The following is a 25073-nucleotide window of genomic DNA, read 5'->3' as shown; positions in this document are numbered from 1 at the left end:
GTAGCCTATTTGGCATACACCGACTAAAATCGAGCGTTACAAAAACGTTACAATTGATTTCGGGCTTGTTTTGGGCAAAATACGGAGGGACGAAAGCGGCTAAATAGTGCTCGCCAACTCGCTGATATCCAAATCTTCTGGTGCTTCCAGCTTGCGCCTGATGCGGAGGCGGTATTGGCGCACGGCCCCCACCCCTACGCCGAGCATGGCGGCCATTTCGCGGTTGGAGTACGAAAGCCGGGCGAGGGCCATGAAGCGAGTTTCAGCGGGTGTCAGGTCGGCAAACTTGGTTTTGAGACGCACAAAAAAGCCGGGATGCGCTTTTTCAAACAGCTCGGCAAAGGAGTTCCAGTCGTCGTCGGTCAAGATGACTGATTTTCTAAGTTCATGGAGCAGTTGATACTCCGCCGAATCGCGGGACGGCGTGCTATTGGCGGAATTCCAGTTTTGGGTAAAGCGCGCAATCATGTCATTTTTTTGCTGAATTCCCTGCCGTATTTGGTCCAGTTGGGCTTGGGAGTGGTGGAGTTCCGTTTCGGCCAATTGCTTTTGAGCGATCAATTTTTGCTGTTTGAGGTGTTGCTGTTTGTAGAGCAGATACGCCACCAATACAAAAACGACCAGTAACAGCAGCAGCCCGTTTCGAATCAGTAATTGCCGTTCCCGGTCTTTTTGCAGAAGCAATTCCCGTGCGTTGAATTTTTCGTGGTCAACGGCAATTTCGGCTTTGTGCTTATGAGTTACGTCCATTTGCTGTTTCACAATAAGTTCTTGTGCTGCCGATGAGTCAGCATATAGCATGGCCTGCCGGCAGTTCCCGCTCGCTTTTTTTACATTTGACATGACGAAGTAAGGCTCGGCTAAAAATTTAGCGTTGGGCAAAGCTCTGTCTTGGTCGCGGTATTTTTTGGCATGATTCAGCGTCGTAACGGCCCATTGCTGCGCCCTTTTAATGTCACCTTTTTCCAAGGCTATCAGCGCCAGCTTAGCCCCGAACGAAGCTGAATTATTCCACATTTGGGTTTGCTCACTGAGTTCAAAGCCTTTTTGAAGATAAGGCAGGGCTTTGCTGTATTTTTTTTCTCCAAAGTAAGTTAAGCCAATATTACCATTGATGATTCCTGTCCATTTTTCGAGCTTTTGCAGTTTCGACTTACTAAACAGCGAAGCAAGATAAGGAACGCCCCACTCAAAATACCGCCGGGCGGCGGCGTAGTTTCGAAGCCTCAGATAGGCCATTCCCACCATATTGGCATTAAAAAGATGGGTTTGCGTGATCGGTTTCTGAATATTATTCATCAGAACTTCACCGTACCGGATCGCATTTTCGTAGTCAGTAAAATCATAATGAGCCAACGCAATGATGTACATCGTGTATTGGTAATCAGGATATTCAGTCTCGTTGAGGTCTTTGATAAGGTCAAAAAGTTTCAGGTAGTATTGAAAGGCGAGGCCGTATTCCTTCTGAACATTATAATGGTACATCCCTAGTGCCTGGTGCATTTTGGCAAAAAGAAAATGGTTGCCTGATTCCTCCGCTTTTTGCAAGGCAGCCAGCGCCCGGGGGAGGTATTTTGTTTTAAAATTAGGGTTGGCATGTTCATATTGCATGATCGTAACCTCCAGCGTGAGCAAGTCCAACGCGGTCCCTTCGGAAGTAAAGAATGTTTTCAATTCATCTACAAACGGTCTCAAAAGAGAAGTGTCTTTTTGGCGCAGCGTATGATATGTATTGAAAATGGCGCTGTACTGCCGTTGCGGGGTCAGATACAACAATGAATCAGGATTAGCAGCCTTTGCTTCTGGCAGGGTAAGAAGGCAATATATAATCCCAGCAAAGCAGATTGAGTTGTAAATCTTAATAGACCAAGTTATCAAAAATGTTGAATTCCGAATTGCTGAAGTCATTTACACTAAATCTTTGGTAATTATGAAGTACTTCGCACAGCTGACAAGGTTTTATTTTGCCACAAATTACAGCCACTAAACCATACCTTATTGATTTTTTAATGACTTTTATGTTTGACCAAAAGAGAGAACTTTTGATTTCGAGAAGATAAAAATAGACCTGAAAAGTCCGAATAGTTGGAAGAGTTTATCATTTTTTTGAGGTTTTAGGAAACAAAGCAATATGATTATTTATGGCTTATATTCCAAAGAATATACCTAAAAGTTATCTGATATGTTTTCGGCTTTTTGTATTGAATCACATTTTCACCGCAACACAATGTCTGCATTGTGCGTAACGTATCATAATAAATCAAGTTAGATTTAACAAATACTACCGACACCCAAGAATGAAAAGGATGAAGAAGAGAAACCTGCTTTTATGGATGATGTTGACCATAATTGCATCAATGTTGATTGCCTGTAAAGATGGCTCGGACGTATTATTGCCTTCCGAAGACGAAGACAGTATCGAATTGCATGAAGCAGATAGCGATTACATATGGAACAACGCCGATGTGATTCCTATTGTACTGAACGGAACTTCAATTACGGCCAATAATGCGGGTGTTAGCGTAGCGGGGGCGGTTGCTACCATCAAAGCGGCGGGAACTTACAGCATCAGCGGCACCTTGACCAACGGCCAAATTGTGGTGAACAATGAAGACAAGGGTGTAGTAAGGATTATCCTTAACGGTGTGGATATTACGAGTTCAAACAGCGCCCCGATTTATATAAAAAAAGCGGGAAAAGCACTTGTTGTTCTGGCCGACAACACCCAAAATAAACTCACCGACGGGGCCACTTACGTTTATGACATACCCGCCGACGAAGAGCCAAACGCGGCCTTGTTCAGCAAGGCAGATTTGACCATTTTTGGTAATGGCTCGCTGACGGTAACTGGCAAATTCAACGACGGCATTGCGAGCAAAGACGGTCTTATCATCAAAAGTGGCACCCTTAACGTAACGGCCGCTGATGACGGTATCCGAGGAAAAGATTATCTCATCATCAAAGACGGGGCAATCAACGTGACGGCAAAAACCGATGGGCTCAAATCCAACAATGACGAAAATACAGCATTGGGCTATATTATTATTGAGAAGGGAGCCATGACAATCTTAGCGGGCGACGACGGGATTCATGCCGAAAGCAAGTTGACAATCAACGGAGGAAACATCAACATCACCAAGTCTTACGAAGGAATCGAAAGTAAAATCATCACCGTCAACGACGGCACTATTCACATCGTATCCAGCGACGACGGCCTCAATGCAGCGGGTGGAAGCAGTGAATCAGCCACAGCCTCGGGTAGTTATTATTTTTACATGAATGGTGGCTACATCTGGATGGATGCCAACGGCGACGGCGTAGATGTAAACGGCACAGCCGAAATGACGGGAGGCGTTATAATCGTCAACGGAACCACGGCCAACAACAATGCTGCCGTAGACTATGATCGCTCTTTCAAGATTACTGGAGGGTATCTGTTGGCCGTGGGCAGTTCTGGAATGGCGCAAATTCCAGGTACAAGCTCGACGCAAAATTCAGTATTGATTACCCTTTCTGCGGCGCAGCAGGCGGGCTCTTTAGTCCATATTCAGGACAGTGCAGGCAAAGATATTCTAACCTTCAAATCCACCAAAAAATACCAATCTGTGGCGTTTTCCTCCCCAGAACTCAAAAAAGACACCTCCTACGACGTCTTTTTTGGAGGAAGCTCAACGGGTACAGTCACCGACGGCCTGTATAAAGATGGTATCTATACCTCGGGTACGAAAGCGGGTACTGTAAGCATTACGAGTGTGGCAACTAAGGTAAAATTGTAGCTTATTCTGGGCAAAAACACTCATAATGAAAGAAATTCCTATTAATAGCCCAAAAACGAAGGCGGATGTTTAAATCCGCCTTCATCAATAAATATCTATCGGGCAATCAACCCGCCGTCGAGCACCAACTCGGCACCCGTCATAAAAGAAGACTCGTCGGAAGCAATGAACAATGCACCGTAGGCGAGTTCTTTAGGGTCGGCGAGGCGTCCCTGTGGCGAGGTGTTTTTGATGAGTTCTTCGGCGCCGGGCACGTGCGTAAAGAAATCGGTCATGGGGGTCAGTACACCGCCAGGGTGCAGGGAATTAACGCGAATGTTGTCTTTCGCATATTCAATGGCCATATCTTTGGTCAACAGCCGAAGCCCGCCTTTGGATGCCGTATAGGCTGGCCCGTTACCGCCCACGTTGCCCGCAATGGATGCTACGTTGATAATACTTCCACCGCCATTTTGTTTCATGGCTGGCACCACCGCTTTCACGCCCAGAAAAGGCCCTGTTAGATTGATAGCAATGATTTTGTCCCAGTTGGCTTTATCGGTATTGTCGGTCGTAGCCCCAGCGGGGTAGACCCCCGCGTTGTTGACCAAAATATCAATTTTGCCGTATAGTTCCACGGCTTTGTCGGCCACTTTTTTCCAATCCGTTTCCGATGTTACATCGTGGGCAATGCATTCAATGGCTAACCCTGCCTTTTGGGCTTCGGTGACCCATTTTTGCATTTTTTCAAACTGAACATCGGTGGCTAGTACTTTGGCACCTTCTTCGGCAAACAGCTTGGCTTCGGATTCTCCCATACCTCCTGCTGCTCCCGTAATGATGGCAACTTTGTTTTGTAAACGGCTCATATTTTTTTGGTTAAAATGGTGCATTAAAGTGTTTTTTCGGCGATAACAATGTTTTCAATTCCTTTCAGTAGCGCATCGGGCGTGAACGAAATACTGTCGATTCCTTCTTTTACCAGAAATTGGGCGAAAGCTGGATAGTCGCTTGGGGCTTGTCCGCAGAGGCCAATTTTAGTGCCTGATTGTTTGGCCGACTGAATCACCATCGCCAACATTTCTTTCACGGCGGCGTTGTTTTCATCAAACAACCCGCTGATGATGGACGAGTCGCGGTCGATGCCAAGGGTAAGTTGGGTAAGGTCGTTGGAGCCGATGGAAAATCCGTCAAAAATCTCGGCAAACTGTTTCGCCAAAATCACATTGCTCGGAATTTCGGCCATGACGTAGACTTCCAAACCGTTTTTGGTTCGTTCCAGCCCAAAGTTTTTCATCACCTCCAAGACTTTGCGACCTTCGTCTACGGTACGACAAAAGGGTATCATCACCTTCACGTTTGTGAGGCCCATTTCATCCCTCACGATGCGAATGGCCTCGCATTCCATGCCAAATCCTTCGCGGTAACGTTCGTGATAATACCTCGATGCACCCCGAAAACCCAGCATTGGATTTTCTTCTTTGGGCTCGTATAGCGCCCCGCCAATCAGTTGACTATATTCGTTGGTCTTGAAATCACTCATCCGGATGATGACATCCTTTGGATAAAAGGCCGCCGCCACCGTAGCCACGGCTTCGGAGAGTTTTTCAATAAAGTATTTCTTTTTGTCGTGATAATGCCGCGTGATGGCTTCAATTGCCTTTTTGTCGTTGCTGTCGGGCAGGGTATCGTATAGCACGAGCGCCATCGGGTGAATCCGAATGGCGTTGGCAATGATAAACTCCATGCGCAACAAACCCACGCCCTCATTGGGATAAAACGAGAGTCGGAAGGCGTTGTCGGGGTCGGCCAAAATAAACATCGGCTTGGTGCGAGTGCGGGTATTGTTGCCAAAATTAATTTCGTGCTCTTCCCATTCCAATTTGCCGTCATACACCCGTCCTTCGTCGCCCTCAATGCAAGAAACGGTGATGATTTGGCCATCTTTGAGTTTTTGGGTCGCATCCATCGTACCCACTACCGCATGGATGCCCAATTCGCGCGCCACAATCGACGCGTGACTGGTGCGCCCGCCTTTGTTTGTCACAATACTGACCGCTTTTTTGAGAAGTGCGTTCCAGTCGGGATTGGTAATATCAGCCACAATAATGTCACCTTGTTGGACTTTTCCAGCATCTGCCAGCGACTCCACAATGCTCACCCGACCGCTTACAATGGAGCGCCCCACGGCCTTGCCTTTACAGATGGGCAACGCGCTCGAATGAATTTTATATTCTTTGATATTAATGCCTTTGGCCTGTTTTTGGGTTTGTACGGTCTCAGGGCGAGCCTGCACAATAAACAGCTCTCCCGTCAGCCCGTCTTTGGCCCATTCGATGTCCATGGGCATTCCGTAGTGTTGTTCGATTTGAGAACACCAACGCCCAAGCTGCTCGACATCCATGTCCGAAAGGCAGTATACATCTCGCTTTTCGCGGGGTGTGGCAACGTTAATAATTGGCCGCTCGGTGCCTGTCGAATACACCATCATATTTTCTTTGGCTCCCATGCGGTGCTGGATAATGCTCCGTTGCCCCGCTTGAATGGCGGGTTTGAACAGGTAAAATTCGTCGGGATTCACGGCCCCTTGCACAACGTTTTCGCCCAACCCCCAAGCACCCGTAAGGTAAATTACGTTGGTAAAACCCGTCTCGGGGTCCAGCGTAAATGCCACGCCCGCCGAGCTTTTATCCGACCGAATCATCTGCTGTACCCCCACCGAAAGCGCCACTTTCAAGTGTTCAAACCCATTGTCTATACGGTATTTGATGGCGCGGTTGTTGAACAGCGAAACATAACATTTTATCACTGCATTCAACAGGTTTTCTTCGCCTTCGACGTTCAAAAAAGAATCGTGCTGCCCCGCGAAACTAGCCGTTGGCAAATCTTCGGCGGTGGCACTGCTCCTTACGGCTACCGAAATAGGCGCATTGTTCGCCAAAAGGCGATAGGCAAGCAACGTTTCCTGCTTTACGGCTTCTGGAAGCACCCCACTACCAATCAGCTTACGGCATTTTTGGCCAATTTCGGGGAGGTTGGAAAGGGTATTAACATCCAGTTCAGCAAGCCATTTGGTAAGTGGCTCCACAAAACTATTTTCATGCAGAAACAACCGAAAAGCATCGGCGGTCAGCGCAAATCCATCGGGGATTTGGATGCCGAGCGGCGAAAGGGTGCTGAGCATTTCGCCCAACGAAGCATTTTTGCCACCCACAGACGGCAGGTCAGTGAGCTTTATATCCTTGAAATTGACGGAGTAAGTCATAACACTTTGATTGCATTACATTCGGTCAGCTAAAAAGCGATTAAACTCCGCTTTTAGATCGGCATAGATTTCTTTGAAGGTGGTGATTTTAGCATGGGTGGCTTGGTGGTCGCCAAAAAGGTGGCGGTCTATCGCCACGGGATTTTCTTTGGCATAATTGGCCAGCCATTGCTCATGAATAACCACTTCGTGATTGAGCGTGTCCAATTGCTCTTGTTGAATAATGAATTGATTTTGGAAATGTTCAACCTGTATTTTCACCTCTTGGGCGGTGTTTTCAGCGGCGATTTCCTCCAATCTTTTGTTGAAAATACTCAATTCATCTGCGTAAAATTTCGCTTCTGCCAACCATGTTTGATGTTCCGCGTGCAATTCGTCGATGTGTTTTCTCTGTGCTTCCATGTTCTATCAAAGGAGTTAAATTCCTTGGAGTAAGGTCAGGAATTCAGAAGTAACAAGGAATGATAATTGTCATATTTTAAGCTGATATTTCAGAGAAAAATTCATGTTTTTATATTGATAAACAGATGGTTATATATTTTCATATTGCAGCGCAGTGTGAGCTAACATTCCCTCTAACGTCTTGAGAGAAGCTCCTCTATGACACAAAAAAATGGCGGTGAAAAACACCGCCAATGGTACAAACCCAAAAAATGGCTTCTTGCTCCTAAATCAATATTGATGAAACGCATCGGAGACAAACGACAGCACCGTGGGCAAGGCTTTGCGCCAATACGTCCAAGTATGGCCGCCATCGTGAATGCGAAATTCGTGCGGAATTTCTTTCTTCCGCATCGCAATGTGTACCAGAGAGTTGCCCTCAAAAAGAAAATCATCGTCGCCGCAATCAATGTACCAACGGACCGCCTTTTTTTGGTCGTCGGGTACGTTTTTGATTAACTCCAACACGCTCTGACGCTTATAATACGCTTCCATTTCGGCATCGGTGTAAGTTACATCGGGCTTTGTTCGTTTTAGTTGGGCTTTTACATCCTCCAAAGTAAGCGGCCCCGTAGCTGCGCTGAGCGGGCAGGCCGACGAGAACAACTCTGGATGATGCAACGCATAGGTAAACGAGCCCCCACCGCCCATAGATAAGCCCGCCACGGCTCTAAACCGTTTTTCTGTTTTAATACGGTAGGTTTTTTCCACGTAAGGCATCAATTCCTGAAAGAAAAAATCTTCGTAACGCCATTCATTTTTGGGGTCGTTGGCATAGCCACGGGTGCCCGTGTTGGCATCGGGCATAACGATTATCATGGGCGTAGCGGTGCCATCACTGAATGCTTTTTCGGCAATATGCTGTACCTCACCAAATTGTACCCAGCCCGTTTGGTCGTCGCCGGCGCCATGAAGTAAGTACAACACGGGATATGTGCGCTGCGAAGTCTCATAATTTGGTGGCAGATAGATGGCAAATTTTCGATCGCTTTTTAGGATTTTACTCGGCACACTCAGATTATCAAATACTTTACCCGATTGGGCCATCAGCAGTTGAGTGGCCAACAAAAATACCCCAACGGTAATTGATATACTTTTTTTCATTTTCAGGAAGATTTAAAAATATGCTTATGTATGTTATAATTCAGTTTTGCATGATATAAACAGGTACATATTTTATGTTTTTTACATTTTAAGTTATTTTTGAGACATGCGAAAACCGTTGAAAAACAACGGCAGATTGGGGCGGGAGAATACGCAGTTACATTTCAATAAAAGAATCCTAAACCACTTATTTAACCTACAAATGAAAAGTTTACTTTTAGTTGTATCATTTTTCGCCATTTGCAGTTGTTTACAAGCCCAAACTCTCCTGAAAGATATCAAAACCGACAACGGTTCGTCGCACCCCCGGCAAGTGATTGACATCAACGGAACCATCTTTTTTCTTACCAAAACCAACGCTAGCGAAATCGTAGAACTCTGGAAATCAGACGGCACCAACGCAGGAACATCGCTCGTCAAGAGCCCCTATTCTGGCGCATCTGGGCCCTTTTTTCCAAATACCAGCACTCCTGTATTCTTTAAATTCAATGATAAACTGATTTTTACCGCTACCGATACTCAGTCCAATCAGACGTTTGAGTTATGGATTACCGACGGTACGGCGGCGGGCACCAAAATGCTCAAAGACATCAACCCAGGGAGTTCGGGATCTAACCCCAATACCTTTGTACAACTCGGGGGAAAGTTCCTGTTTAAAGCATTTTCTCCCACCAGTGGGGAAGAACTTTGGGTGAGTGATGGCACCACCGACGGCACGCAACTCTGCAAAGATATTTCCAGCGGAACGAACTACTCCTTCATCCGAGGATTTACCGTTTTTAATGAAAAAGCCTTCTTTTATGCCTCCGAGCCCACCACTGGCACCGAACTATGGATGACCGACGGCACCACTGCTGGGACTGTTGTGGTGACGGATGCCCAACTCAATCCGGGCGGTGGGCTAAGCACGATTGACGCGACGATTCAACTCCCCGTCGCTACTTCCACCCACCTGTATTTTCCAGTAGCTAACAGTGTTTATGGCAAAGCCCTGTTTGGTTATTCCACCACGGGCTTACTTGGATTAGCCTTCTGGAACCCCTACTTTGGCCAGAATGCCATTCCCAGAGAGCTGACGCTGTTTAATGACCGGGTATATTTTACCGCCAACTATGACAATATTACGACACATCGTACCCTTTTCAAAACCGACCCGAACGACTACGCACAGTATGCTTTGGGCGCCTACGGCAATGACCCCAAAGACTTGACGGTTGCCAACGGGAAATTGTTTTTTACGGCCGATGATTTCAACTTACGACGTGAGTTATTCAAAACGGACGGTGTCACCGATATTACCGCCCCTACCCCCATCAAAGACATCAACCCCGCCACTACCACTGGTGACGTAACCTTCCCGACCGAGGCCGCCAAACGAATCTTTATCGGAACCCCTAACCGACTTTATTTTTTTGCCAATAATGGCACAACAGGATTTGAACTTTGGAGCTCAGACGGCACCTCTGCTGGTACCAACTTGGTCAAGGACTTTATGACGGGCGCTGGTACGGCCAACTATTCTTATTTGCAGGCATTTGAGAGTGAATTGTTTTTTATTGCCAACGAAACAACCTTGGGGTACAAAGCTTGGAAAACCAACGGCACATTGGCGGGTACGCAGACCGTTGAATCCATCACCCCCGCCCTCAATATCACCAACGTGTACCCACTCCAAAAATCGGGCAGTACGTTTTTTCTCAGTGCATTTTCGGCCACTACGGGCTATGAATTGTATAAACTGAGCGGTGGCCTGATATCGTTGGTCAAAGACATTAAAACGGGCGGCACGCAAAACAACAGCCAAAATCTCTTCAGGATAACCGAGAGCACAGCAGGTATATTTTTTACTTACGACAACGGCAAAGACGGGCTAGAATTATGGAAAACTGACGGTACCCAAAGCGGCACGCAGTTATTTTATGACTTTTACTCTTATCCACTGAGTACCCAAAATCCGTACCGCTCGTTTTCTTCATTCGATTTCTACAGCAATTCCAGTATCTTCAACTCGGAGTTTGTTTGGTACAACAACAAAATGTATTTCTTTGTTAATCAACAACTTTGGGTGACCGACGGCACCAACCCTCCCACTCTTTTCAAGAATACCCAAGGCAACGGCGCGGCCAATGCGTATTCCCTCGCGGTCTATCAGGGGGCATTGTACTTCAACATCGACAACAACCTTTGGAAAACGGACGGGACCGAAGCAGGAACTGTGCTCGTCAAAAGCCTGGACAACAGCCAAGGCCCACCGCTTAGCAATTTTGCAGTGGCCAATAATCTGCTCTTCTTTTCGGGATACACCTCCACTCACGGCGAAGAAATCTGGCGGTCAGACGGTACCACTGCGGGTACATTTATGACCAAAGAACTCATCCCAGGCATTAACTACCCCAATCTTCCTAGTTCATATCAGGTTAAACCTGTGGGCAATACGTTATTTTTTTCCTTCTACGATTCCGTCATAGGAGACGAACTTTGGAAGTCTGACGGTACCGAAGCGGGAACCGTTTTGGTCAAAGACATCGCCCCGGGAGTGGGTGTGGGTGCTTCGCTTTCGTACATGACCAACTACAACAATCAGTATCTGATGTTTTCGGCCAATGACAATGTGAACGGGGGTGAACTCTGGAAATCAGATGGCACTGCGGCGGGCACCCAAATGATCAAAGACTTAAATCCTGGGGGGCAAGGGGCCGACCCCCTCAATCTCTACCAAAAGGGTTTTGCCATTTTTAACAATAAAGTCTATTTTTCAAGCACCGCTCCCGACGGACAGCGCCGACTGACGGTATCGGATTTAACACCCGAGGGTACGTATCATCTCCAGATGCTGGCTGGGGTTGAAGTACGGGCCACCAATTATGGCTTAGCATTTGTGGGCTACGACACTATCTCAATTAATAATGAGCCCTATTTTTCAGACGGCGTCACCAAAGTACTGCTGAAAAATATTGCTACCGCGACGAACGCCAGTTCCTCTCCCAACAGTTTCTACCATTCGTCGTTACGAAAAATCATTCTTTTTCTGGCAAACGACGGCACTACGGGAACCGAAATCCACGTCTTGAAAGATTGCCCCGTTCAGTCAACCGTGAACGGCACACTTTCGGGTACCAATCAAATTACGGCCCATCAATTCATTACGTCAACGGCCAAGCTCTCGACCAACAGTATTACCACTTTCACGGCGGGCAACGCAATTTTGCTCACGCCCGGTTTTGAAACCACCGCCGTTAAATCCTTTTTGACCCAACTCAGTGGCTGTATCTACAGCACCACTGGCAGCGCGCCTGTTCCCAGCAACTAGCCTATTTGGGCATCGGGGTAGAGTGCATTTGAGTCAGCCACCAGCGGCGGTTTTTCTTGACCAAAATGGCACTTTCTAGCCATTTGACGGTTCTTTTTTCGTTGGTCTCGGCATGGGTTAGCGAGGCGGTATTGTAATACCCCACCCACGCAATGTCTTTTTTGACGTTGATCCGAATGAAGTTAAAGGCATTGGTTCTTACCCAAACCCGCTTCTGCGCCTGCCGTTTGGCCACGAAATTACGCAAGGTATCAGTTGTCCAGAGATACCCCACTTCGTACAGTTCAAACTCGGGCGTACAGTTGCGCTCCATGTATTTGAGGTCATTTTGGGAGAACAGCTCAAAAAAATCGGCAATGACGTTTTTAATGGCCACGGTGTCTTTAGCCAACTCCTGAGAGAAGCCACTCAAAGACGCATATCCTAAAAGGCAAACAAGGAAAATTTTTTTCATGGGTTTGTCGAAGTAAGCAGGCAATTAACCGATTTTGCCGCGTTTGGGCAAGGAAAATTAGCAAAACGGCTTAATAAGCTTCTTGCTAATACAAACAGAGGCTGCTCCGCATTGCAGAACAGCCTCTGTTTGTATTAAGGATAAACTTTACTGAGGCATGTACACTTTGATGACGCCATCGTTTTCGCTGCTGACCACAAACAAACTCTTTTTAACGGGGCTGTTTTGGGCGGGAATAAACAGAACGCCTTCTGGAGCATCGCCGCTTTTGAGTATTTGTAAAAATACCGGTAACGTGGGGTTAGTTACGTCGTAGATTGCCACCGCATCTGCTCTTTCCATACCTACAAAAGCAATCTTACGACCGCCCACCGTACCAACCGCGATACCTTCGGGTTCAACGCCTTTATCGTCGCTTCGACCGTCATCGTATACACCCGCAGTTACGGCGCGTTTTTCGAGGTCGTTTTTACTGTCGAATACCAAGCTACCATTGGCTCCGTTCCAAACACTAAACGAACGGGCACCTAAAGAATAAAGTGCTTCGAGTTCGCCATCCCCGTCGGTGTTTCCGAGCGTTGTGGTGATGTTTAGGCGGCCCAATTGCGTTGCCTGTTTCAGCGTGGCAGCCGTGGGGAACACGGCAGGGTCAAGCGTAACAGCATTAGCGCTTATCCTGCGTATCTCCGAGAATCCGCTGTATTCGCGGGCATCTCCTTCATTGGCGGTGAATAAATAGGGAGTTCCGCCAGTTTCTACTACGGCAATGGCGTCAGGTTGGTACATGCCAAATACGGGCCATTTCTTAAACGCCACGGCATTGTCCTGATCACTTACGTCGATGGCGTTTTCGTCCAAATTGTAGTTTTTGAAGCCTAACGGAAAAATGTCAGTGATGGTTTTTGACGCGAGGTTAATTTTGGCAATGGCATTGTTTTCCTGCAAGGTCACCCACGCCGTTTTTGAATCTTCTGACACCGTAATATATTCAGGCTCAATATCTTTGACGATATCAGCACCAGGGCCGAATAACCGAAAACCCTTAGCCATCAAGGAGGCAAGTTGGGGGGCAAAAGCCGCAAAATCAAGCGTAACGACCGAATAGTTGTTATCTACTGAAATGATAGAAACCGTACCCGCGGGGTCGACTGTATAGGCGTCGTTTGGCTCACCTTCATTGGCGGTAAGAATAAAACGCCCGTCGGGTGAGTAAGTAATCATATCGGGCAATGCTCCCACGGGAATCACTTTTACTTCTTTGTAATCTATGGTATTGAAGATGACCACTTTCCCGTTCTCTTGCTTATTTAGGGATTCAATGGCAGCCGCCAATTGACCTTTGTATACACTTACGCTGTTGACCGCTCCGCCGTAAGGGGCCATACTGATACTCCCGATTACTTTCATCGCCGACGGGTTGCTAAAATCAATGACGTCGATTCTGTTGATGGGGTTATTCCCCGCTACGTTATTGTTGACCACAAAGAGCCGCCCCGTAACGGGGTCGTAGGCGCTGATTTCAGCCGCGCCAATATCGCCAATGTCGATACTGCCGATTTCGGCAAAAGTAGAGGGGTTTTCGTTGGCGGGGTCAAGGCGGTGATCATCGCAACTGATGATGACGAATAACAGCGAGAGAGAAAGTAGTATTTTTTGCATCGTGTTTTATTTGCAAAAGTACCCTCCCTGTATTACGCGGATATGAATAAACCATTAAGTGATGATTAAATGTAAGAAGGACTTCCTGAGCCATTTTTTTGACCGAATTCAGACCCTTAGCGAGCCACGAAACCCTCGGGCAGCGTAGTAAGATTCGGCGCCGTTGTGATACAAAAAGACGGTGTCGTAGCGACGGTCGCAAAAAAGGGCACCACCACGCTTTCTAATTTCGGCGGGTGTTTGTACCCAACTTGAAGTTTTCAGATCAAAATTCCCCAATTGCTGCAACTGTCGGTATTGTTCTTCCGTTAAAAGCGCAATGCCCATATCGGCCGCCATCTCAACGGCGCTGTTTTCAGGTTTATGTTCTTTACGAGACTCTAGTGCTTCATGGTCATAACATACACTTCTACGGCCTTTAGGACTTTCTGCGGCGCAATCATAAAAAATGTATTCGTCGGTCTTGGGATCATAGCCCACCACATCGGGCTCACCGCCGCTAATTTCCATTTCATCAAGCGACCACAGTTTTTCGGGGTTTGCTTCCAGCTTTGCCAGTACGTTAGTCCATTCCAACCCTTGATGTCGGTTTTTGTTTTTCTCAAAGCGCGCCTTCAATACGCTGAGCAGTTCTTCCCGTTGTTCCGACGACAATTCCTTTTTAATGTTATTCATGGTTTTGTAAGTGTATTGACTGTTTATTGAGCAAAAAAACTGATTTTTCTATCGGCAGGCCTGAAATACCACGATACCGCCGTCAGGATTAATAACAGTAACGGTCCGAACAGTTCTTTTGGGGAATCACCCAACACGATATGTGAAAATACCGCTCCCGACATGGCAAAGAAAAAGCCTGCATACGCCCATTCTTTCACTAACGGAAATTTAGGAACAAGCACAGCCACCACTCCCAATAGTTTCCAAATACCCAAAAGGGTTAGGAAATAGATAGGATAGCCCAAATGAGCAAACATATCCACTTCTTCTTTCATTTTTATTAACTGTACAATTCCGGTGGATAGCATTCCCAAGGCCAACCAGACAGTAGCTATCCAGTAGATGATTTTACTCCGTTTTGTCATAATGGATTATTTTAATGAGTTTAGGATGTCCTGTATTCGATTGTGAGCCATATTGATACCTTGCGCAAAGGGTAACTTGAGCATTTGGTCTCGGTCGGCCACGGAACGATAGACGATATGCATGGTGAGTTTGCTGGTGGCTTCGGTGAGTTTTTCAAATTCTAAGAACTCCAGCTGAATGGGAAATCGTGTATTTTCCATTTCAAACGTCCGGGTGATTTTCTGGGTTGGCACAAACTCATGAATTACGCCGTTGAAACCGTGTTTATTTCCCTTCGGGTCAGTGGTTTCAAATTGATAACTGCCGTGCTTTCTGTTCTCCAATTTCAGCACCTTCGTTCCCATCCACTGCTCCACAATGTTGGGCTCTTCGTAAGCCTTGAACAGTAATTCTAGAGGCAAATCAAATTCTCTCGTAATCGTCAAGTCCTGTTTGCCGTCTTCGGCGTGGATTTTTGTTTTTTGTTCCATGCTGTTTTATTTTTCTGTTTTGTAATTTTTCATGATAGCTTCCAATTTATTAAATCGGTCGTCCCACATTTGGCGGAACGGCTCAATAAAATCATCTACTTCTTTCATTTTCAGTACATTGAGGTGGTAGTAGATTTCTCTGCCGTTTTGTTGTTGTTGCAGCAATTCACACTCGGTGAGTATTTGTAAGTGTTTAGAAACCGTCGGACGGGCGGTGTCAAAGTTGGCCGCAATGGCCCCCGCCGTCATAGCTTGCGAAGCCAGCAGCAGCAGTATCGCCCTCCGTGTGGGGTCGGCGATGGCTTGGAAGACGTCTCGTCGTAAATTCATTGTGTAGTCATTTGGCTACAAATATATACGTAGCTATTTGACTACACAAATTTTTTCTGCGATTTTTTTAGGGGGAGGAGAAATCTCAGGGCTTGTCTCCCCGATAGTCTGCAGAGAAAAAGGCCAAGTAGTAGGTTATTTTTTGGAGTTTGGTGGGTGGGGGGCTGTTTTATAAAGTCTATTAAAGAATGTAAATAACTTAGTATCCAACGGCAAAACCTCACAAAAAAAGCGCTGGTACTCCAACGCTTTTTTTATTTTTTAAGGCCATGAATTACTTTGCTTCCTCCACTGGCGGCGGTACGCCAAAGCGCTTTTGGGCATTTTTCAGCTCGTCATGGGAGTTGATGAGGATGAGCGTCAGGAGCGCAAAAACGACCAGTAAAATACCAAAATTGATTCCCCATTTCTTGGGCGCAAGCGGTTTGGCGCTAAACTCGGGCTGGGCTTTACCAATCAACAGGGCTACGATGACCCAATTGACGATATAGAGGTACTGCTCAATGCGGTAACCACTCATAAAAGCGCCCGTCACCAATAGGCTGAACATCACATATAGCCCCCAATGACCGAGGAAAAGGGTATAAATTTCGTTGGCGCTGTAAGCAAGCGGATTAGGTTTATTTTGATAAAAACGCCCCCACCAAAACGCCGTAAACGCCACCACCAAACCAATCGAAGTCCACTGTACCCCCACCAAAACGGGGCTGTCTTCGGCCAAAGCCAACTTACTAAAAATCCCCTGAAGGCGGTCTAAGTCAAAGGATTGGTCCCAGACAATAAACGGAATCACCAACACTACCATCAGCAACGGAAACCAAACCTTGGATTTGGGTTGGGCATCGTCGGTCTTTTCCCAATGAGAGGTCAGCGTGCCGTAAGTCATGCCGAGTCCGCCGAAAAAGCCTAACGAATATTCCATCACGTTCCAGAAATTGAACTTGATGCCTGATATATGCCCAAGTACTTGCAGAAAATTCCCGAAACCAAAGCCAAAGCCCCCGCCCAATCCCGTAAACACCGCCACGCGCAGGGCTGGATAATGCTTATTTCGGACCAGATACCACGTCAGGGCCACGGCCGACCCAAAGCAGGCCGCCCACATTTCGGAGCGCGGCGGGGTCATGAGCCATTCAAATTCTTCAATCATAAAGAAGTAAAAAACAATCGCCCCCACGACCATTTCAATGATTACTTCGTGCCATTTGACGGGTTTGGCAACTGAATTTTCCAACGCTAATCCAAACAAACCCCCTCCTACAAAACCGTACAATCCGCCAATCACAAACAGCATCAGCAAGCCGTAATAGACGTTTACAAACTCAATTCCGCGCCCGTAGCCCACTACAATTCCATAACTTGCCAAGCCGCCCAAGCCCCAGCCAATGGCCCCCGCAAGGGTAGCAGCAAAGGCTTTGGCGTACCAATCGGCACGTTTGGCCACGAGCAAAACGCTCAGCGAACCAATGGCCCCCGCCCAAGCAGCGCCGTGTTCGTGACCGAATTGTCCGCGAATGGCCCAGGCCGTCCCGAGCGCCATTCCTACCATGAGCATCGCAAAATAGAGTTGTTTGTTTTTCATCTTGAAAGAAGGTATTTTAAGGGTTTAGTGTCGTTTTTTGATATACAGTTTTATCGAGAAAAAGGGCTACTTTAGGTTGTTTTTTGGATCACAGAGTGGCACAAAGTTTTTCTCTGTGTAGCTCTATTTCTCTGCGGCAGGCACTCCTGCGATTAATAAAAAGGCGCTGAGTAAAAGAATAGCCTAAAACACTCCCAAAACAGTATTATAGCTTATACTAAGAAACCCATTATAATAAAGTGGAAATAGCCGAAAAAACCGTCAAGAAGACCTTTTCTTGGCCCATATTTGATGAAACCGAAGTAGAAGCCGTGGCCCAAGTGGTACGGAGTGGCAAATGGGGGAATCCCGATTGCGGCGATTTGGTCGAGGCTTTTGAGAAAGAATTTGCCGCGTATTGCGGCAGTAAGTACGCCGTTAGCTGCGTCAACGGCTCGGTGTCCTTGCGGTTGGCGCTGATTGCCTGCGGCGTGAAGCCTGGCGATGAGGTCATCGTACCGCCTTATACGTTCATTGCCACGGCCTCCACGGTCATTGAGGCCAACTGCGTGCCCGTCTTTGTGGATTTGGACCCCGATACCTACAACATTTCTCCCCAAGCCATTGAGGCCGCCATTACACCGCGCACCAAAGTTATCATCCCTGTACATTTTGGTGGGCAGTCTTGCGACATGGAGGCCATCATGGACATTGCCAAACGCCACAATCTGCGCGTCATTGAAGATGCCGCCCACGCCCACGGAGCCGAATACAAAGGTAAAAAACTAGGCTCCATCGGCGATGTGGGCAGTTTTAGTTTTCAATCTTCCAAAAACCTCACGGCAGGCGAAGGCGGAATCGTGGTAACCGACGATGATGAACTCTACGCCATGATGAACTCCCTCCGCAATGTGGGTCGCATTGAAGGCGGGCAATGGTACGATCACTATAACCCGGGCTGCAATTACCGCATTACGCAAATGCAGGCAGTATTGCTCTCCGCTCAACTCAAGCGCCTAGAAGCACAAACCCTCACGCGGAACGAAAATGGGCTGTATTTAAATCAATTGTTGGAACAAATCGACGGCATTACGCCTTTAAAACGCGACGCCGACATCACCCTGCACTGCTACCATATTTACATTTTCAAATACGACAAAACGTACTTTGGCGGACTAAGCAAAACCGAATTTGTGGAGCGTTTGGCGGCAGAAGGTGTGCCATGTTTTCGGGGCTATCCTCATCCGTTGTACAAACAGCCGTTGTTTCAAAACAAGAATTTTATGTGCTACGCCATTCCTGACGATGTAGACTACACGCAGGTAGAGTGTCCCGTTGCGGAGCGCGCGTGCAGCGACGAAGCCGTTTGGATTTTGCAACATGCGATGTTGGGAACCAAAGAAGACATGGAGTCGTTTGCGGAGGCCATAAAGAAAATACAAAGTGAAGTTTAATTATTCTTAACCGCACGGCGGACCGTAGCAATAGACGCAATAGAATTTTGCAATGGACGCAAGTTTTTCTCTTTGCACCTATCGCGGATAACCATTGCGGTTAAGGCAATATTACCAACTATTATGAATAAAAATTGTAAAGTTCTTCTTGCCTGTTTAGCCACCCTACTATTACTCGCAAGCTGCGGGTCAAAAATAAAAATTGAAGACCGCGCCCTGCGCGACGGTTGGATGATTGCATCCTCAAAAGAAGTAAGTGGCGATGCCAAAACCCTCTCAGAGAAAATCAATGCTTCCGAAAAATGGTACAAAGCCACCTTGCCCACCACTGTCTTAGGGGCATTGGTGGACGCGGGCGAGTACAAGGATGTATTTGTAGGCAAGAATTTGGAAAAAGTGCCGCGTGCGCGTTTTGAAAACAATTGGTGGTTCAGAAATACCTTTACCGTTGAAGACTTTGACGCCCAAAAAGAACAATTACGATTGTTGGTAGAAGGTATCAACTACCGCGCTAATTTTTGGGTAAACGGTAAGCAAATCGCCACGCAGGACACCTTATTCGGCGCGTTTCGGCAGTTTGATTTAGACATTACGCAAGCGGCCCAAAAGGGAGAAAACACGCTTTTGGTGGAGATTTTTCCGCCCAAAGTTCGTGATTTTTACATGGGTTACGTCGATTGGGCCCCCACGCCTCCCGATCATTTTATGGGTATTTACCGTGACATTCGCCTCAAACGTTCGGGAAAAGTGTCGCTCAACGCACCGTTTGTAGCTCCTGATGTAGACACCAAAGACCTAACAAAAGCGAGCGTGACCGTCAGTACCGAAGTACAGAACCACGGCGGCGAAGCCAAAACGGTGGAGATTTCGGGAAAAATAGAAGACATTACGTTTAAGAAAACCGTCCAATTAGCTCCCAATGAGCGGCAGGAAGTAAAATTTACGCCGCAGGAATTTGCGCAATTGAACCTTAAAAACCCACGCCTTTGGTGGCCGAATGGCTTGGGAGAGCCCGCAATGTATAAACTCGAATTGGAGGTCAATGAGCAAGGAGTCGTACAGGATGCACAATCCACGAAATTTGGCGTACGAAAAATTGAAACCGCGCTCAACGACAAAGGCGTACGCGGCTACAAGGTCAACGGCCGCGACGTTCTCATCAAAAGCGGCGGTTGGGTAGACGATTTGTTTTTGCGATTCATGCCCGAAAAAGACGCAGCGCAATTGCGTTACGTCAAAGAAATGAACCTCAACTCGCTGCGGTTTGAAGGAATTTGGGGCAACAACCACCATCTCTATGACCTCTGCGACGAAAACGGAATTCTGCTTATGGTCGGTTGGAGCTGTCAGTGGGAATGGCCTGATTATCTGGGCATGGAACTGAAAATAAAGCCCGGCGACGAAAACCTGCCCATCAACGAAGGGGTAGACTTATATGCCGTAAAACTCACACCGCAGGAAGAGACGCTGCTTTCCAACTACTTCCGCGACCAAGTCAAATGGCTGCGCAATCACCCGAGCATCTTCACCTGGGCGGGCGGCAGCGATGCCATGCCGAAGCCGTCATTGGAAAAAATGTACCAAGAGACCCTGAAAAAATACGACCCAACGCGGGAGTTTTTGGTATCGTCGGGGGCGTTTGTGAGCGCAATTTCGGGCTCGTCGGGTATGAAAATGAACGGGCCGTACGAATACGTGCCGCCGGTGTATTGGTACGAAGACAAAAAACTGGGCGGTGCTTATGGCTTCAATTCCGAGGTAGGCCCTGGCCCGCAGATTCCCCCCGTAGAAAGCATCAAAAAGATGATTCCCGAAGCTGATTTGTGGCCTGCCGACAACAAAATGTGGAATTATCACTCGGGACGTAAAGATTTCAATACGATGGGTGTATACCTCAAAGCCCTCAACAACAAATACGGCACGCCAGCCAATTTGGACGATTTGGCTATGAAAGCGCAGTTGATGAACTACGAAGCCATTCGCCCGATGTTTGAGGCGCACGTCATCAATCGTCCCACGGCTACGGGCGTAGTGCAATGGATGCTCAATTCGCCTTGGCCAGAGTTTTACTGGCAGTTGTACGATTATTACCTGATGCCGACGGGCGCATATTACGGCACAAAAAAAGCCGCTCAACCGCTCAACATGGTGTATGATTATTTCAATCGTACCCTCCACGTAAGTAACGACACCCGCGCCGCCATAAAAGGATATCAGGCGGAAGTGAAGTTGCTGGATCAAAATTCAAAGGTGATTTTTGAGCAAAAACAAACGTTTGATGTAGCAGAAAATACCGTTCAGAAATGGCTGCAACTCCCTGCGTTAAAGGGTAAAAATCAAGTCTATTTTTTATCACTAAAACTTAAAAATACCGCTGGTGAAATCGTGGCTGATAATTTTTATTGGCTTCCAACCAAAACCGATGAGCTGGACTGGAAACAATATTTCTGGTTTTATACGCCCCAAAAACAATACGCGGATTTCACGGCGTTGAATACGTTGCCCAAAGTAAAACTCCAAACCGAAAAGACAATCAAAGAGCAGGGCGATGAATACGAAGTGGCCGTAAAACTGACCAACTCTTCGGACAAAGTGGCGTTTTTCATTGAACTAGAATTGGCCAAAGACGCCAAAGGCGCCGCGATTTTGCCTGTTTTTTGGACGGATAATTACGTGTCATTGTTGCCAGGTGAAACCAAAACCATCAGCGTGAAATGCTACAAAAAAGACGCAGATAACAAAGCCCCGGCGGTGCGGGTGAAAGGGTATAATTTGGAAAGTGCCTTCGTCATGCCGTAGGCATCTGTTTCTTTCTGTCATACATCGCCTAAGACTTGGAAAGTTTTTGAAACTTTCCAAGTCTGCTACAACAACATTCATTTGATTCACAAACCCATGTTTTCTAAAAATACTTTTTATCTCTTTGGCCTCCTTCTTTGCAGCGTACTGACGCTGAACGCTCAGCCCATCAACTTTAAAAATGCGACGGTTATCGTTGCACCTTCGGTGCCTTCCCCCATACGAGAAACTGCCGCACGAATGTTGACGGAAGAAATTGCCAAGCGCACCAATATAACACTTAAAACAGCAACTGCTTGGCCTAAAACAAATGCAGTAACGGTGGCGCTTGTTCTTGCCAGTGACCGTGAATTGTTAGAAAAAAAGATTCCTACCCGACCCGATAAAAGCAACGCAGAATACCAAACCGAAGGTTTTCGAGTGCTAAGTGAAACCAATGAAAAAGGTGGTATTTTATGGGTCATCGGAGCCGATGCGCGCGGGGTTTTGTTTGGTACGGGTTGGTTATTGCGAAAACTTCAGTTAGCAAACGGTGTGGCGCAGTTGGATACTAAAGTGGATTTTGCTTCCTCGCCAGCATACCCCATTCGGGGGCATCAATTGGGGTATCGGCATACGGCCAACTCGTACGATGCGTGGAGTGTGGCGCAGTACGAGCAGTATTTCAGGGAGTTAGCGATTTTTGGCACCAATGCCGTAGAAGGAATTCCGTTTCACGAAGATGAAAAACCTAATCCGCATTTTAAGATTCCCGCGTCCCAAATGCGCATTAAAATGGGTGAATTATGCCAACTGTACGACATGGATTATTGGGTTTGGACACCTGTGACGTTTGAGTTGACCGACAAAGAAAAACGCACCGCCGAACTCAAATTGCACGAAGAATTTTATAAGAACTGTCCGCGCCTTGACCATATTTTTGTACCTGGCGGCGACCCTGGCGACAATCACCCAAGCGAGGTAATGCCGTTTTTGAAAGACTTACACCAAATTCTCACCAAATACCATCCCAAAGCTAAGATTTGGATTTCATTGCAGGGCTTTAGTGTGGAACAGGTAGATTATTTTTATCGTTATCTGGCCGAAAATAATCCCGATTGGCTACAAGGCGTAGTCTCCGGACCAAGCAGCCCGCCGATGGCAGAGACGCGTTATCGTTTACCTAAAAAATACCAACACCGCGAGTATCCGGATATTACACACAACGTCCGGTGCGAGTTTCCAGTGCGCGGTTGGGACCAAGCTTACGCCCTCACCTTGGGGCGCGAAGCGTCCAATCCGCGTCCGTACGCCTTTGCCGAAATCCACCAAACCTACGCGCCGTTTACGGATGGGTTTGTCTCGTATTCCGACGGTTGCCACGATGATGTCAACAAGGTAATCTGGAGTATGCGCGGTTGGGACCCACAGATGGATGTCCGCGAAATTTTGACCGATTATACGAATTTCTTTTTTGGGAAAAACGTCACAGAATCCGCTGCCGACGGGATTGCAGCGCTGGAAAATAACTGGAAAGGGCCGCTCTCTCAAAACGGAGGCGTAGAGGCAACGTTTGCATTTTGGAAAAATCTCGAAACCACGAATCCAACCTTAAAAGGCAACTGGCGTTGGCAAATGCTGTTGCTGCGGGCTTATTATGACACCTACATCAAACGCAGATTAACCTACGAGCAATCGCTTGAAAGACAGGCGAATGCACTACTTTCAGAAGCCCAGAAAACAGGCACAGAAAAGGCCATGGACGCGGCGTTGGAAACGGTGAACCAAGCCGATAAAGTAAACATCGCTCCCGAACTGCGTCAGAAAATCGAGCAATTGTGTGCCGATTTATACCTTTCCATCGGTCTGCAAACGAGCGTACCGAAGCACAAGGCCAAAGGCTACGAGCGCGGGGCGGTGCTGGATTTGGTGGACTATCCACTCAATAACCGTTGGTGGTTGGCCGATGAATTTAAGAAAATCAGCGCGTTGCCTTCCAACGAAGCCAAATTGCAGCGACTCAAAACCATCAGTACGTGGGAAAACCCCGGGCCGGGAAGTTTTTACGACGATGTATCCAGCGTGGCCAAAGGCCCGCGCGTCAAGACGGTCTCCGAAGATGCGACCGACGTGGCGTGGTGGCAGGACGGTTTCAGTCGGGCGCGGCTTTCATCGCAGTTGTTTCAGAAATGTCCGGAATTGGTCTATGATAATCTGCAACCGGGCGCGCGCTATATTATTCGGGTAGTAGGCGAAGGCGAAGCTTTGTTACGGGTAGATAACCATCGTTTACAGCCGACCGTTTATAACCGCGAAACCGAAAGTGTGAAAGAATGGATTGTGCCGCTTTCGCTCACGCAGGATGGTAAATTGCACGTCACGTTTGATGAGCCGGAAGAGTCGCATCTAAACTGGCGCAAGCAGTCTAAGATTTCGGATGTTTGGTTGTTGAAACAGTAAGATATGAAAGAACTGCTGCCTGTTTCGGGCATTATTACCGTTTTGAATACACCTTTTGATGGGCAGAATCGTATTGATGAAGCTTCGCTGAGAAGAAATGTACAATATGCTTTGGCGACGGGCGTAGCGGGATTTTTGGTGCCGGCGATGGCGTCGGAGGTGTATTCGTTGACAATAGCGGAGCGGCTGCGCATGGTGGGAATCGTGACGGAGGATGTGGCGGGACGCGTTCCTGTTTTTGCAGGCGCGGGAGAAAGGGACGCCGCTCGCCAATGCGAAATGGTGCGACATTACGTGCAAATGGGTTGCCGACACGTGTTGTTTCAAATTCCGTTTGAGAACGAAACCCAATTCAAAAAGCAGTTTTACGACTTAGCTGCCCTCGGTCCCGAAATCATCATGTTGCAGGATTGGGATGCCAACGGTGTGGGTCTTTCGGATACGCTTATTTTGGAACTTTTCAATGAAGTAGACGCCTTTCGCAGTCTGAAAATAGAAACCGTTCCTGCGGGTGTGAAATACAGCCGAATTTTGGCATTGACCGACGGAAAACTTCATTTGAGCGGCGGCTGGGCCGTTACGCAGATGATAGAGGGCCTGAAACGAGGCGTTCACGCGTTTATGCCCACGGGCATGCACTTGATTTACACGACCATTTTCAAGTACTTCACAACGGGAGAAATCGAAAAAGCAGAAGCCTTGTTTTATCGGTTGCTCCCCGTGTTGAGTTTCTCCAACCAACACCTCGATATTTCGATTCATTTCTTCAAACGCCTTCTGCACCGCCAGGGGATTTACAGCACGCCCAATTCGCGGGCGGCGCTTTTACCGTTTGATGCCGTTCATGAGCAAATCGCAGAGGCGCTGATTGAGCGAGTGATGGCGATGGAAGCGGAGTTGAGAGAAGGATAAGTAGCATTTGAAAAGAACTTTTCTGTTATCTTTGATA

18 protein-coding genes are annotated in these 25073 nt (G+C 47.3%); 6 read left to right on the top strand and 12 right to left on the bottom strand.

Annotated features, from left to right (window positions below; translation table 11 throughout):
* Positions 1 to 99: 99 nt before the first annotated feature.
* Positions 100 to 1908, bottom strand: coding sequence for a hypothetical protein (locus GVN20_RS03930; RefSeq protein ID WP_166557058.1), 1809 nt, complete (start codon positions 1906 to 1908; stop codon positions 100 to 102).
* Between the two features lie 398 nt (positions 1909 to 2306).
* On the opposite strand from GVN20_RS03930, the gene GVN20_RS03925 reads away from it, so the two are divergent.
* Positions 2307 to 3776, top strand: coding sequence for a carbohydrate-binding domain-containing protein (locus GVN20_RS03925; protein ID WP_166557057.1), 1470 nt, complete (start codon positions 2307 to 2309; stop codon positions 3774 to 3776).
* Positions 3777 to 3871: 95 nt separating this feature from the next.
* Here GVN20_RS03925 and GVN20_RS03920 read toward each other — a convergent pair whose 3' ends face one another.
* From GVN20_RS03920 to GVN20_RS03905, 4 genes are all read right to left on the bottom strand, one after another.
* Positions 3872 to 4624: an SDR family NAD(P)-dependent oxidoreductase gene (locus GVN20_RS03920; RefSeq protein WP_166557056.1), complete on the bottom strand. Its 753-nt coding sequence runs from the start codon at positions 4622 to 4624 to the stop codon at positions 3872 to 3874.
* A gap of 23 nt (positions 4625 to 4647) precedes the next feature.
* Positions 4648 to 7020 (bottom strand): phosphoenolpyruvate synthase, encoded by a 2373-nt coding sequence (gene ppsA, locus GVN20_RS03915; RefSeq protein ID WP_166557055.1) that lies wholly within the window; start codon positions 7018 to 7020, stop codon positions 4648 to 4650.
* Positions 7021 to 7035: 15 nt separating this feature from the next.
* Positions 7036 to 7422, bottom strand: a complete 387-nt coding sequence (locus tag GVN20_RS03910) for a hypothetical protein (RefSeq protein WP_166557054.1) — start codon at positions 7420 to 7422, stop codon at positions 7036 to 7038.
* Positions 7423 to 7692: 270 nt separating this feature from the next.
* Entirely contained in the window at positions 7693 to 8565 is an 873-nt protein-coding gene (locus tag GVN20_RS03905; RefSeq protein WP_166557053.1) for an esterase family protein, read from the bottom strand.
* 202 nt (positions 8566 to 8767) lie between these two features.
* On the opposite strand from GVN20_RS03905, the gene GVN20_RS03900 reads away from it, so the two are divergent.
* Positions 8768 to 11875 carry an ELWxxDGT repeat protein gene (locus tag GVN20_RS03900; RefSeq protein WP_166557052.1) on the top strand — a complete coding sequence of 1036 codons (3108 nt, stop codon included), beginning with the start codon at positions 8768 to 8770 and terminating at the stop codon, positions 11873 to 11875.
* 1 nt (position 11876) lies between these two features.
* On the opposite strand, the gene GVN20_RS03895 is transcribed toward GVN20_RS03900, so the two are convergent.
* From GVN20_RS03895 to GVN20_RS03865, 7 genes are all read right to left on the bottom strand, one after another.
* The gene (locus GVN20_RS03895) at positions 11877 to 12329 is read right to left on the bottom strand and encodes a DUF4440 domain-containing protein (RefSeq protein ID WP_166557051.1); all 453 of its coding nucleotides are present in this window, start codon (positions 12327 to 12329) and stop codon (positions 11877 to 11879) included.
* A gap of 147 nt (positions 12330 to 12476) precedes the next feature.
* Entirely contained in the window at positions 12477 to 13988 is a 1512-nt protein-coding gene (locus GVN20_RS03890) for a choice-of-anchor I family protein (RefSeq protein ID WP_166557050.1), read from the bottom strand.
* A 108-nt stretch (positions 13989 to 14096) separates the two neighbouring features.
* Positions 14097 to 14663 (bottom strand): DUF4256 domain-containing protein, encoded by a 567-nt coding sequence (locus GVN20_RS03885; protein WP_166557049.1) that lies wholly within the window; start codon positions 14661 to 14663, stop codon positions 14097 to 14099.
* Between the two features lie 23 nt (positions 14664 to 14686).
* Entirely contained in the window at positions 14687 to 15070 is a 384-nt protein-coding gene (locus tag GVN20_RS03880) for a DoxX family protein (RefSeq protein ID WP_166557048.1), read from the bottom strand.
* A 6-nt stretch (positions 15071 to 15076) separates the two neighbouring features.
* The gene (locus GVN20_RS03875) at positions 15077 to 15541 is read right to left on the bottom strand and encodes an SRPBCC domain-containing protein (RefSeq protein ID WP_166557047.1); all 465 of its coding nucleotides are present in this window, start codon (positions 15539 to 15541) and stop codon (positions 15077 to 15079) included.
* Between the two features lie 6 nt (positions 15542 to 15547).
* A complete protein-coding gene (locus GVN20_RS03870) occupies positions 15548 to 15871 on the bottom strand; it encodes a metalloregulator ArsR/SmtB family transcription factor (protein ID WP_166557046.1) in 324 nt (107 codons plus the stop codon).
* Between the two features lie 274 nt (positions 15872 to 16145).
* A complete protein-coding gene (locus tag GVN20_RS03865) occupies positions 16146 to 17453 on the bottom strand; it encodes a hypothetical protein (protein ID WP_166557045.1) in 1308 nt (435 codons plus the stop codon).
* A 239-nt stretch (positions 17454 to 17692) separates the two neighbouring features.
* Between GVN20_RS03865 and GVN20_RS03860 the strand changes: the two genes are divergently transcribed.
* The 4 genes from GVN20_RS03860 to GVN20_RS03845 all read left to right on the top strand — a co-directional run bounded on the left by GVN20_RS03860 (position 17693) and on the right by GVN20_RS03845 (position 25036).
* A complete protein-coding gene (locus GVN20_RS03860; protein ID WP_166557044.1) occupies positions 17693 to 18886 on the top strand; it encodes a DegT/DnrJ/EryC1/StrS aminotransferase family protein in 1194 nt (397 codons plus the stop codon).
* 123 nt (positions 18887 to 19009) lie between these two features.
* Positions 19010 to 21685: a glycosyl hydrolase 2 galactose-binding domain-containing protein gene (locus GVN20_RS03855; protein ID WP_166557043.1), complete on the top strand. Its 2676-nt coding sequence runs from the start codon at positions 19010 to 19012 to the stop codon at positions 21683 to 21685.
* Positions 21686 to 21781: 96 nt separating this feature from the next.
* Positions 21782 to 24124, top strand: a complete 2343-nt coding sequence (locus tag GVN20_RS03850; protein WP_166557042.1) for a hypothetical protein — start codon at positions 21782 to 21784, stop codon at positions 24122 to 24124.
* A gap of 3 nt (positions 24125 to 24127) precedes the next feature.
* Entirely contained in the window at positions 24128 to 25036 is a 909-nt protein-coding gene (locus tag GVN20_RS03845) for a dihydrodipicolinate synthase family protein (protein WP_166557041.1), read from the top strand.
* Positions 25037 to 25073 lie beyond the last annotated feature (37 nt).

It is taken from the genome of Runella sp. CRIBMP, assembly GCF_009905605.1.
Classification (GTDB): domain Bacteria; phylum Bacteroidota; class Bacteroidia; order Cytophagales; family Spirosomataceae; genus Runella.
Note: the sequence above shows the minus strand (reverse complement) of the source record. Positions and strands in the feature narration are given on the sequence as shown.